Source organism: Carboxylicivirga agarovorans, assembly GCF_050589845.1.
GTDB lineage: Bacteria > Bacteroidota > Bacteroidia > Bacteroidales > Marinilabiliaceae > Carboxylicivirga > Carboxylicivirga agarovorans.
Genome location: NZ_JBNGPA010000017.1, coordinates 17,106 through 30,579 on the forward strand (window position 1 = coordinate 17,106; position 13,474 = coordinate 30,579).

Sequence of the window (13,474 nt, forward strand, 5' to 3'; positions counted from 1 at the left end):
CATTGCAAATAGCCACAGTAAAATACTGTGGCTATTCATCAGTTTTATTCTCAAATTACTTATTCCATGAAATGCCACGCATTTCACCCTGGTAGTTTCCTGTTACGTCGTTAAACTTAACACCGGCCACTTTGTCAAGAGGGAAGTAAGCATTCAAACCTGTCTCGGTACCAATAATATCAGCATCCAGATCAGAAACATTACGGGCAACGTCCCAAAGACGGAAGTCTTTGATGTATCCATCCATTTTGCCCCAGCCATTACCAAGCCACATTTCGCCCCAGCCAGAAACATTTGGTGCACCAATATCTTCAAAAGATGCTTTTTCTTCACCATCGACAAAAATCTTTGTTGTACGGGCCGTATTATCATGAACTAACGCTACATGTTGCCATTCGCCGGTTTTCATCACCAAAGGATCAGTTTTTGGTCCTTGCCAGCCGTTACCTGCATTTGTAAAGTTCCAAAGACCACCGGAAGCCAGCACGTTCTCTTCGGTTAACTCACTATAACCATATACCCAAACTCCATACTCACCGTTGTTAAAGAACTCACCTGTTCCGTAACCAAACAATGAACGTACTTTAACATCAAATTCAACCGTATAATCACCCTGAGGTGTATAGTTAGGTGTAATTCGTAAACCTACGGCATCACTATCTTCCCGATCAATAAAAATACCCATTGCATCGGCCACCAACATCGTTTTAACAACACCAATTTTAGCAAGCAACTGAGAAGCTTTTTCATCAACCTGATCCTGGCGGTTTGCATTTTCTTTAGTGACATTACCATCTTCAATCAGCTCATCAATATAAGCTACAGTTCCAACCGGATAATCACCATCTGCAGTACCTTCGGTTATAGTAGCTTTAAATGCTTCCAACTCGGTAATAGCATCATTTAATGCTGTATAATCCAATACAATCTCAGGAGGTGTTCCATCCAGAAGCCATTCAATATCGCCAATCATTTTGGCGGTATACTTACCTGTTACATCAGTAAAGCTGTCACCTAAATCTGTTTCGAATGGGAAGAAAGCCTCTAAGCCATCTTCATCACCATTGATGATTGCATCTTTATTATCAGCAATTTGTTGTGCAGAACGTACTCCATTCCAAACACGGAAATCACGAACCATTGTGTTACAAACTCTGTCTGTCCACATTGGACTGTTACCAATCACAAATGGTTTATCAGCAGCCAATAAATGCGTATTACTGTTAGTCGCAACTTCAACACCATCTATATACATGACCTGGTTTGAACCATCATTACTTAATGCAACATGCATCCATTTTCCGGCTTTCATTGTGCCTGCACCAGCCTGATTTCCTGTATCAACCCAGTTATTGTTACCAACTACTGTCTGGATATTACCATCTCCAAAATAACGAACACCAAATCCACTGTCAGGACCGCTTTGCTCACACGAAAACAGGTTATTGGAATAGCCACGTGTATTAAGATCAATAATGTAACATTCGATCTCTATTGTCCAGGCACCATCTAATACAGGTTTAATATTATCTGAAATCTGGATGTAAGTATCAGGTGTTTGCTTAATCCAGGGAATAGCCAGGGCAACTGTATTATTCTTAAACTTGTTAATATAAATCTGTAGTTTATTTGCTGCATCAGTAATATCCTCCTGACTATCTGAATTGTCTATCTTCCACTTACACCAGTTAACACACTCCAGTAATTCTTGTTTAGCACCAGGTTTATAATCACCCGGATTACCACCTTCCTCCGAAGTTGCAATCAGATTTTCAGCTTCAACAATTAATGCATCCAAAGAAGCTGTATCCCATGGACCACTTGTTTCATCATCTTCGCATGAAACAAATCCTATTGCCAATGCTGTAAAAAGCACTGATAAAAGCGTTATTTTATACTTATATATTTTTTTCATTACTATCCTGATTTAGTTGAAATTTGTACTCATTAGACCATTACTTTTGGTTTTAGTATCAGCCGTATCCCACCAAACTTTAATGTCCATTCTGTCTGTATCCTCTGAGCGCATACCTTCAGGCATATTTTCTTCATTCTGACGGTGCTCATTATCAGGATATCTTACACGCTTTACCCATGTATCTGCAGCCACAGTTGAACTACCGCTTACTCCTTCAAAAGGCAATGTAATATCCGGGTAGTCAGTACGTCGAAAATCAGCCCATCCTTCAGGTCCATTAGGGAAGTTAGCAATCCACTTTTGAGTAATAATACGCTTCAAGCGCGCCTCATTATCAGCAGTAAATGCAGGCAAGCCATCAACATAAGTTGTAATCGCATCTGCCTCAACACCTACATAATTCATTGAAGCCTCAACTCCTTCTTTATAAAGTAATTCAAAATCACCTGAAGTCCATCCTCGCAATGCAGCTTCAGCCAATAGAAATTTAACTTCTGAGAAGAACATAACGGGGCAATACATTTTATCAGCACCATTACCAACAAAGTCTTCATAGCCACCTTCAAGGTTGATGGTTGCATATATCTCTTTCGAATTGACAGGAACGATGTTGTAACCATTTTCAATTCCACGGTACTCATTCTCCCCTACTTCTTCCTTTGTTTTTGGAACCGCTTTATCATTCTCTATTCGTTGATAAGCAAACCACATTGGCGCACGTGGATCTTCACCTGCTGTTGACTCTGAATATAAATAATCTGACATGGTTTTTGACATGCGAATGTTATTCCACGCCCAAGCCATTTGATGTAAATAATCATACCATCCTTCACTCCACATTGGAACGCGTGCCACATCATCATTACCCATTAATAATCCTCCAGGTCCTTCAAGTGCTGCTTTTGTTTCGGCCTCAGCACGCGCTGGGTCAACATTGGCAATACGCATGGCCAGACGAAGGCGTAGTGAGTTTCCAAAGCGTTTCCACTTCTCAACATCTCCTTTATATATCAGATCATACTCTGAACCGTAGCTATATTGTTCTGATCCACCTGTTATCGCTTCAACTGCTGCACCTAAACGTTTAAATAAATCATCATAAATCTCACTTTGAGCAGTATAAGGTACCGGATTCCCCTTACTAGCGTCGAAATATGGTATATCACCATATGTATCTGTCATTCGCGACCACCAGTAACACATCCAGATATCATTAATCGCCAGGGCATCAATATAGAATTCATTTCCTCCATACTGATCTGTAATAGCCTGTGAGCTTCTTAAGTGACGAGTATACATTTCACTCCATTGGTTACCAATCCAGCCATCAACATATTCGTAGCGTGGCGAGCCGAAACTAGATACTGTATTAGCCCAGTATTGACTATATAAATCGGGGTATAAATTGACATTACGCTGGTAATTAGCGAATACTTCCTGTTGCATTTTATTAAGGAAGAACTTAGGCTCCACCTTAGTAGTTGCATCAGAAGGAACATTCATATCGCCAAAATCATCTGAACAGCTATAACTTGTTACCAGAAGCAGTATAGCTAGTAATGCTGTATATATATTTTTCATTTCTTTCTTCTTTTAGCTAATTAAAAACCTAAGTTAATCGAGAAACCATATGTTCTGGTTGACGGAACTGGAGCAAAATCAAATGCTTGTGCTGCATAAGCTGAACTGTAAGCACTTGCGTCAGGTACAGTACCTGGTGTGTCTTTATACAGGTACCAAAGATTCCTTCCAACAACAGCAACTCGCATCGACTGAATAGGATTATTTGCAGAAATTCTTTCTAACAAAGATTTTGGCACATTATATCCGATAACAATTTCTTTTAACTTCATATGTGATGCATCATACATAAACTCCTCATCCACTTTGGCCACCTGGCGCCAGTATTCTTCTGCACTCACCATTACGTTATTAGGTCCGCCATCTGCAGTTACACCATCAACAAAGAAGGCCATACGATCATTAACATCAGTACGTTTAGCCGTACCAGCCGAAGTAGCACCACGTTCAGAGCTAGAAAGAATATCTCCACCTTCCTGAACAGAGAATAAAGCTGACATATATAGTCCTTTGTAATCTGCAGTCAGGTTAATAGACCCTGTCCAATCAGCCTGAATGTTACCAATTACATGATCACTTCCCTGGGCTAAAGTTGGTAATCCTTTATCATCAACAATGATTTGTCCCTGATCGTTTCGGGCATAAACCGACCCCCTGATATCTCCTAATTTACCGCCTTCAACGGCCCATACATTGCTACCGAAATCATACTCCTTCAGGTCTTCATGCAATGCTTCAAGTACTCCTTCGTTTTTAGAGAAGTTAAAGTCAAGACCTAAAGTAAAATCTTGTGTTCTAAGCGGTACTGTAGATAGCATGAACTCGATACCTTTGTTACTGATTTCACCAGCATTGATATATTTTGTTTTATAACCAGAACTTTGTACCACTTCGATGTTAACAATTTGGTTTTTAGTTAACTCATTGTAGTAAGTAAAATCTAAACCAAGACGGTTATTAAAAAAGCGTAAGTCAACACCTGCTTCCCACGAAGTAGAAATTTCAGGCTTCAAATCTTCGATAACAGCATCTTCAGGAACTATTCCGGTTGTTAGTCCATAGTTCCAGCTTTCTAATTTATACAGTTGACTGGTATTATATGGATCTGTTGCTTTACCCACCTGTGCCCATGAAGCTCTTGCTTTGGCAAATGACACCCAGGTTGGCATATCAATCATATCAGAGATAATTCCACTTAAACTCAAAGATGGATAAAAATAAGAGTTATCAAACTCAGCATCAGCTGATGTTAAAGTCGAAGACCAGTCGTTACGACCTGTGAAATCGAAGAAAATTTTATTGCGGTAAGCCACCTGTCCAAATCCGTATACAGATCGTACTTCCGACTCTGTAATTGATTCTGTAGCATTGATATTAGAACCCGCTCCTAAGAAATAGTCTCCTTCAGAAGCAAGTCGACCGGATGTCGCACGAAGGCGTTTATCCATACGTGACATATTATTGGCTCCAAAATTTAAACCAACTGCCCAATCATCATTGAATGTTTTGTTATATGACAGTAAAAACTCGTAGTTCTCTTCTTTAAAGTTACTCTGTTCAGTATTGTAGTTTGGACGAGATGAATCTACATTATCACCATACAAATAACCTTCAACAGCATTAAATTGGTAAAAATCCAAACCATACTTAAACTTAGCTTTTAAGTTCTTGTGAAGTTTAACATTAGCTGCAACATAACCAAAGGTTCTGTTTTTACTGTCTGTATTATCTGTTTGCGCCTGTAAAAAGTATGGGTTACGATTGTTAGCATTAACAGTAGTATATAACTTTTCTACGTGTTCACCAGAAACAATATTATAACCTGGTTTTAAGTCCTGGTTACGAATATTTCGTGGCATTGCGTTGAAATAAGAAACATAACTGTAATTACCAATCTCAGGTCTCTGATCGCCTTCTGTTACAAAGTATGATAATTTTGTATCGATATTTAACCATGAGTTGATATTGTAATCTCCTCTGAAGTCAAAAGTTGTCTTCTCAACTTTATGATCTTCATAAATACCATTCATAATATCTTTACCTACTGAAACACGAAACGTTCCATCATCATTACCGCCAGTAAAAGCAACGTTGTGCTTGTGACTTAAACCTGTGCGGGTAAAATCTCTTAAACGGTTTTTTTGAGCTGTAAATGGAATTACTTCACCTGTCCATGATTCTAATTCCTGTCCGTTCATTTCAGGTCCCCATGACCATTCACTGTCCTTGTAATAGACGCCATCTGTACCCTGTCCGTAACGATCCTGAAGGTCGAGCATATAGGCGGCTTCAGAGAATGTAACACCACCTGCATATGAGATACCCAAACCTTTACGGCTCTTGCCTTTTTTAGTGGTTACCACGATCACACCGTTACCACCACGCTCACCATATAAGGCAGCTGCGTTAGGACCTTTTAATATCGATACAGACTCAATATCTTCAGGGTTCAAGTCAAAAGCACCACCAGCGCGGGATGTTCCGCCCCAAATACTGCCATCACGATCATTTCCATTATCAAACGGCACACCGTCAACCACCCAAAGAGGTGCATTGTTATCGGTTAATGAGCTTGCTCCACGAATATCGATACGTGAAGTACCTCCAATACCACCACCAGACTGGTTAATCTGAACACCGGCAACTTTACCTTGTAGTGAGCTAATTAAATCAGCATCACCAGCCTGGGTAAGCGCTTCCGATTTAACATCCTGAACAGCATAACCCAAGGCCTTCTTTTCGCGCTTAATACCTAGAGCGGTTACAACTACCTCATCAATATCCAATGCATCAGACACTAATGTGATATTAATTGAATTACGTCCTGCAACATTCACTTCTTGCTCTGCATAACCAATAAAAGAATATACCAGAATAGCTTCTGTGTTAGAGACAGATAATTCATAACTACCATCGATACTTGTGATAGTACCATTAGTTACGTTATCTTTTTCGAAAACGTTTACCCCAGGTAACGGTTCCCCCGTATCATCAGTAACTGTACCGCTAACCTTAATCTGTTGCTGCATGTTTGAAGCCTCTACAGTCTGGTAACGTTTTGTAATAATAATATCCTGATCAATAATATGATATTTGTACTCGTTAAGGTTTAGTACCTTATCAAGAACTTCCTCAATATCTTTATCATTGGCATTAACATCAACAAGCTGATTTTCGTTCACATCTTCTTTACTATAGAAAACGTTGAAATCAGATTGTTTTTCAATTTCATCAAAGACTCTGGATAGCGTAGATTTCTTTAAGTTGATAGATACTTTGGCGTTTTGCCCAAATGTGGCAGCACTAATTTGTACCATCCCAACTATCATAAATAGAACACATAGTTTCATAATACGTGCTAGTTTCTTTAGCTGGATCCAAGGGATACCAACTATGGTTTTGTTTTTTTTCATAAATTTGCAATGCTTAATTATACAGTTTATAATTAGTTATAGCCGGTTTGCAGACCGGTTGTACCTTACATCGGGAGTAGTTGCAGCTATTCCCGTTTTTTGTTAGCTCTTTTTGATTTCAACCCGAGGCTGAACCTCTAAGTCTTTTGTTCATAGTTTATTTCATTAATTAACTATTTTGATTTAAGGGTTATTGAATCATCATTTACTTCGTAATTAAGGTTGGTTATGATACTAAAACGTTGCAGCGTTTTTAGTACCGATTGCTCTTTTTGTATCACACAACGGTAACGTTTGTGTTTTAAAGTTTCATCAGCGATAATAATGTCAATATCATATAAGGAAGACAGCTTAGAGGCTATCTCAACCAAGGTTGCATCTTTAAATTCATATCGTCCGGTAGTCCAGTCTGAAATAAGTTTAACCGATTCAATGTTTTTGATCGTCGCCTTACCAGCCTGATCAACACTGAACTGTTGTCCTGGTTTTAAGCGCGCCACTTCTTTCTGCTGATTATCTAATAAGCCAACTGAACCCTGACGCAAAGTAACTTCACACGTTTTGTCATCCTTATTTGAGATCATATTAAATTCAGTACCATATACCTTTACTGTATGGTTATACCCTTGTACCAGAAATGCCTGATTTGGATTGTGAGCAATAGTAAAAAAGGCCTCACCTTCAATTTTGGCAACCCGACTGTTGCTTTCAGCTTCGTACTGGTAGCTCAGTTCCGATGAACTATTAAGCCATACATTGCTACCGTCGGGTAATTGAAAGTTTGCAGGTCCACTCTCTGGTGCTGTAATTTGAAAAGCACTGGCAAGCATATCATTTTGCTTACTGATAGTTGTATTAAAGAACAAAGAAGAAGCCACCAGAGCCACTAACATAACCGACAATGATGTATAGATAAAGCCCTTAACTTTATTGGACTTGTGAATCAAATGATTAATAACACCTGTTTTGGTTCTTTCCCTTGATTTAGCAATGGCCTCAGGGGTGAAAATCACTGCCTGGGCTTTGAATAACTCAAGCTGCTTGTTGTACTGTATTTTATTTTTTTCACTCTTATTGATCCAGGCATCTAAGATCTTCTGCTCCACTTCATCAATTTCACCATTTACATGACGTAATATTAAGAGTTCTATTTTTTCCGATTCGATCATTTCATAACTGTTTCTATAGTGTAAACGAAAAAAAAGAGTGCCACCCTGACACTCTTTTTAACTTTTTTTGAAAAAAAATTACAATCTCTTCTAAAACAACACATTCGGCAGGTATTCCGAAAGCGACTTTCGCAGTTGTTTCAATGAACGGGATATTTGTGTTTCGATGGTTTTCTCTGATACAGACAACCTTTGAGCAATTTCTTTATAGCTCAACCCTTCATCACGACTCATTAAAAATATCTGACGCCTTTTTTCAGGCAATTGTGACAACGCATTACTGATATGCGTCTCTAATTCTTCTTCGAGTATCGGGTTATTAAATGGAACGGTTATTTCATTACCATCGGGCGAATCAACCTCATCGCGCTGCTTCACCTTATTCTTTCGTTGTACATCAACGCAAATATTGAATACAGCCTTGAATAAATAACTCTTTACCGATCCGTCAATGGAGGTCAGCTTGCCTTTAGACCATAAGTTGATAAAAAGTTCCTGCACGGCTTCCTCAGCATCCCAGGTATTACCCAGTATTTTAGTGGCAAATAGTATGCACCTTGGATAATAAAGATTAAAAATATCATCAAATGTTATAGCTTTGATGTTTCCTTCCATGGATTGAACTTTCTAACCGATTTAGTAAGGACAAATATATACAATTAAGTTGCTCAGACAACAAACTGTTTGTTTTAGCTAATTGCGATGTGAAATATCTCTTAGGTATAATCACCTGTCATTGGAACATGAAATGGTTTTCTTATCTGAGCCAACCCCGGTTATTGTAAGCGATTTCCAATGGTCAGGAAGGCACGCCCGGCCCTGTTCAATGCCATCATCAGTTAATTCTATTCCAGCAAAGCCATACAAAACAGCCTGCAACATACCTCCCGCACCTGTTGCAAAATAAGGGTTATCTGAAACGGCCGACTCCGCCAACACTCCAAATGGCGCACGTTTATTGGGCTGGTAACTGCGTTGAAACATTTCAAAAGCTTTGTCGGCTTGACCAAGTCGCGCGTATAACACACTAAAAACAGAGAACGTCATTGCAGGCCCAACAGGTGAAATTCGGGATTCATAATATTCAAGATCTTTCTTTACAATATCAGGATCAGAAATTAAACCCAAAGGATAAGCCAGTAGGTTTACATCAGCCTGTTTAATGACCTCACCATTATAAGTGGCATGTTCACGCGTTACTCCATCCTCAAAGCTTTCAATACGAAGTCCGTCACTGATCAACAACCACCTGTCCGGCACATCATATGAAAGCACTTTGGCAGCCTTGATCACATCGTTTAAGACAACTTTAACAGAACCGTTGGTAAAGGCGTTATCTGTTACACCATGAGCAAACTCATTGGCTCCAACAACATTAACAATAGAATATGAACCATCCTCATTAACCCCTACCCTGCTGGTCCAGAATTCTGCAATTGATCTTAACACAGGCCAGGCCCTGTTTTTTAACCACTCAAGATCCCTGGTAAGACGGTAATAATTCCAGAGGGCAATGCCAACATCGGCGCTTATGTGCTGCTCAAAGGTACCGGTCAGACACCAGGTAGGCGTGGCTTCTTCTCCTGAATCATCAGACTCCCAGGGATACATGGCCCCTTTAAATCCATAATTACGTGCCTTTTGCCTGGCTTTATCCAGCCTGTTAATCCGGTAATTCATCATTGCCTGTCCCATTTCAGGCTGTAATAGCAACAAGGGAGGATACATCCATATTTCAGAATCCCAGAAAACATGCCCGTTATAACCAGGTGCCGATAAACCCATTGGTGAAATACTCAGGTCTGTGTCGGCACGTTGATATGAATACAGATTGTATAAGGCAAAGCGGACATCCAACTGAGAATCTATGTCCCCTTCAATGATTATGTCACTTTCCCATAACTTAGCCCATTCCTGTTTGTGTCTTGCTATTAACTTATGAGCTCCTTCGCGCTGTGCAAAAACAACCATGCGCTCCGATTCACCATAAGGATCATTAAAATCGCGCGAGGTACAAACAGCGCCAAATAAACTGAACGAATATACCTGGCCCTTAGTCAGTTTTACTTTGAATGATTGCCTGGCATTGTAAACATCCTCCACGTCATTATTTAACTCAGGTAGTTGGCCTTCAAACAAAAAACCTGAAGCAGCAGCAACTTCATGTGCCCCATAAGGACTGACAGATGTAGTTTGAAAAACAGGCATGCGGGCATCCAGATCGCGCATCATCCGAAAAAGCGACCGCAGCTCTTGATAATTGGCAGGTATGTGTATGCAATTTGCAACATCTAGTTCTATATCATCACGGGCCTCAATTTTCACCTGCATCAAGCCACCAAAGGGCATGTTTCTCAGTGCCTGCAACGAATATTCAACAGTTGCTTTATCTCCAAACTGAAAAAAAGCTGACAAATGCGCTTCACGCATATTTAAAACCTGTTGCCAGTTTTTGCATTCATCAAGCAATATCGTGCTACCATCGATCATTACCTCCAGGTTAAAAGGATTAACACCATGCAAAACACGGCTTACATCGTAGGGTGCTCCCCTGTCAAAAACATGGTTCAATACCACATCCCGCGTTTTAAAAGGCATGACATCAGGCACAATACCAATTTGTCCATTGGCAACGCAAGTAGGTACGTAATTATCTTTTTGAGTGGTGCTTATTTCCCACCCGGATTGTGCTGTTGCCACTTGCGTGCCAAAAGACACCCAACAAAGCAGCATACATATAAGTAGTTTCATGTGTATTTTTTTCATAGTTGGATCAATTAACCGGAAAGATGAGTGCAGACAGACCTCCGCCTGTTAATGACTACCGGATCAATATTCCTTATTGCTTCAGCCGTATCAACAAATCGTCAAATCAACACTTACTCAACCTTTCCAATTATCACAAGAAAGCTAACAGCGAGACCTGTGCATTGATCGTCCAAATATCATTAAGGTATTAACCTGAGTTCACAACTTAATGCCGAACTCAGGTTATGAATAATGATAACGATTATTTCTTTACAAAACGAATGGCCTGACCACCCCCGGCGGCTAGCTTTAATTCCAGCACAGTGTCTGAAGCAACTTCTTTCTCCCTGATCAGATATGCCTGTGGGTTTGTTTGCCAGTCAGCATCCTCCGCATCCATATATACCTGAGCAAGGTAGCCGGCTCCCGGCTCAAGAAAGTTCAGTTCAACCTTCAATGTTCTTGCCTCTTCATTGGTAGCACTCCCCAAAAACCATTCATCACCACTTCTGCGTACCACAGTGATGTATTCACCTACTTCGCCGTTTAAAACACGCGACTCATCAGTATCGGCATTAAAATCGGCAATAAACTGAAAAGCCGGATGCCCTTCATAGTTCTTTGGTAAGTCGCTGGCCATTTGCAATGGACTGTACAGGATAACAAAATTTGCAAGTTGCTTAGCCAAAGTTGAATGCGTACGGGTCATACTAATGTCTTCAGTATTCCATTTGACACGTTCGCCGGCATTCTGATACAATAGATCAAAGGTCCCTGGGGTATAATCTGTTGGCCCTCCCAGTCCGCGTGTAAATGGTATCGTAAGTGTATGAGAAGGAGGATTGCCATCGCTCCATGCATTCCACTCCATGCCCCTTACACCTTCCCGGGTCATCATATTGGGCCAGGTACGTCTTATACCTGTTGGTTTAATGGGCTCATGCACATCGAGCATAATCTGGTATGTGGCAGCCAGCTCAACCACTTTGCGATAATGGCGCACCATAAACTGACCATGGTGATGTTCGCCACGTGGATAAATTCCACCCGCATAACCTGTTTTAACCGCATGAATACCCAGGTCGTGACACATTTGATAGGCCGCTTCCATATACTTCTCATATGATTCAATATCGCCCCCTGTTTCATGGTGTCCAATGAGCATCACACCCTTTTCACGTGCATATTCAGCTACTTTTTTAAGGTCGAAGTCAATGGCCGGTGTAACATGGTCAAATGCATCTTTGGCCCCCCAGTTTTCCCATCCGTCATTCCAGCCTTCGATCACAAGCCCTTCAATATTATTGGCAGCTGCAAAATCAATGTGTGCCTTTGCATTTTCAGTGGTGGCGCCGTGTCGCGGACCAGGATACCATGTTTCAGTTCCCAGGTGCATGCCCCACCATATACCAATGTATTTCATGGGTTGAATCCATGATGTATCGTCAATACGACTTGGTTCATTTAGGTTAAGTATCAGATTACTCTGAACCAGCCCGGCAGCATTATCAGACAGCTGAATCGTACGCCAGGGTGTTTTCATCGGTGCTGAACCACGTACCTTATCTCCATTGGCCCAAGGAACCAACTCCGCCTCATACACTCCCGTTTCTTTTTGTTTAAGTGTCATACCCGCATAATCAGTTAAGGCTGCTTCATGAATGCTGATATGCACATTCTTGTCTCCTTTCATGGTAACAGGTGTTGCCACCCATGTTGCTTCCTCCATTGTTGTGTGCTGATACAGCTTCTCATAGGTATTATAGTCGGCCCAAATCCACCAGGTATCAGGGTTACCATTCACATCAAACTGCGTTAGCTCATCCATCATGACAAAGTTGTCAATATTAGCCTGACGGGGTATTTCATAACGAAAAGCAACACCATCATTATATGCCCTGAAATATAAATTCATCAAACGCTGTTGACCTGCTTCTTCCTGCAGGTACACTACAAGCTCCTGATAATGATCCTGGATCAGCTTATTCTCCCCCCACGCTTGTTCCCACGACGAATGGTGTTGGGCAATCTCCGATTTAAGCACTTTAAAGCCCCCTGACAGAGCTGCCGCTTCTTTAAACATCAAACCCAATTGAGATGGATAAATAACAGTATCCTTTCTGAATGTAACATGGTAAAAAGGTTTTCCACTGTTTAGGTCAAATCCTATAGCCAGTTGTTTATCGGGTGATGTGACCGTATATTCCGTTTTATCTGCGCTACAGGCAAACAGCCCCCAAACACAGAGCAGAACAGTTGAAATGTACATGATCGTCTTCATAGTTTCTTGTTTTATTTTAAATCATCCTGGAGTTATTATTGAGTCGTCCGGCATAAATCCCCCATGCGAACAGAATTATTGCAGCACACAGTTTACAAAAGCAAAACCGGTACGACTTTCGTCATGCTAAATTACGGAGCTTAAAAGGGAAAAGCACCAGGTGAAAAACAAATACAGGTGCATGTACAGATTTAAAAAAGGCTACAACTCTAATACACAGAACCTAAGGATTACAGAAGTGCAGATTGGATACAAAGGTAAAATTACTGTTTTGAGCTGTCTGTGGTAGATATTGTATATGGAAGAAAGGATGTAAAGTTATCTGACAAAGTATGCAGGAGAAATATGAGCAGTGAGAATTATG

General features: G+C 40.5%; 7 protein-coding genes. All 7 read right to left on the bottom strand.

All coding sequences use genetic code 11. From position 1 onward, the window contains the following. Positions 1-55 precede the first annotated feature (55 nt). Positions 56-1,915: a LamG domain-containing protein gene (locus ACRD69_RS15880; RefSeq protein ID WP_430816096.1), complete on the bottom strand. Its 1,860-nt coding sequence runs from the start codon at positions 1,913-1,915 to the stop codon at positions 56-58. A 12-nt stretch (positions 1,916-1,927) separates the two neighbouring features. After that, complete coding sequence (locus ACRD69_RS15885) at positions 1,928-3,499, bottom strand: SusD/RagB family nutrient-binding outer membrane lipoprotein (protein ID WP_430816097.1); 1,572 nt, start codon at positions 3,497-3,499, stop codon at positions 1,928-1,930. A gap of 20 nt (positions 3,500-3,519) precedes the next feature. After that, complete coding sequence (locus ACRD69_RS15890) at positions 3,520-6,912, bottom strand: SusC/RagA family TonB-linked outer membrane protein (protein ID WP_430816098.1); 3,393 nt, start codon at positions 6,910-6,912, stop codon at positions 3,520-3,522. A 173-nt stretch (positions 6,913-7,085) separates the two neighbouring features. After that, a complete protein-coding gene (locus ACRD69_RS15895) occupies positions 7,086-8,081 on the bottom strand; it encodes a FecR family protein (RefSeq protein ID WP_430816099.1) in 996 nt (331 codons plus the stop codon). Between the two features lie 90 nt (positions 8,082-8,171). Beyond that, positions 8,172-8,696 (bottom strand): RNA polymerase sigma-70 factor, encoded by a 525-nt coding sequence (locus ACRD69_RS15900; protein ID WP_430816100.1) that lies wholly within the window; start codon positions 8,694-8,696, stop codon positions 8,172-8,174. A gap of 111 nt (positions 8,697-8,807) precedes the next feature. Beyond that, positions 8,808-10,832: a kojibiose hydrolase gene (locus ACRD69_RS15905; protein WP_430816101.1), complete on the bottom strand. Its 2,025-nt coding sequence runs from the start codon at positions 10,830-10,832 to the stop codon at positions 8,808-8,810. Between the two features lie 259 nt (positions 10,833-11,091). After that, positions 11,092-13,110 (bottom strand): glycoside hydrolase family 97 protein, encoded by a 2,019-nt coding sequence (locus ACRD69_RS15910; protein WP_430816102.1) that lies wholly within the window; start codon positions 13,108-13,110, stop codon positions 11,092-11,094. Positions 13,111-13,474: the final 364 nt, after the last annotated feature.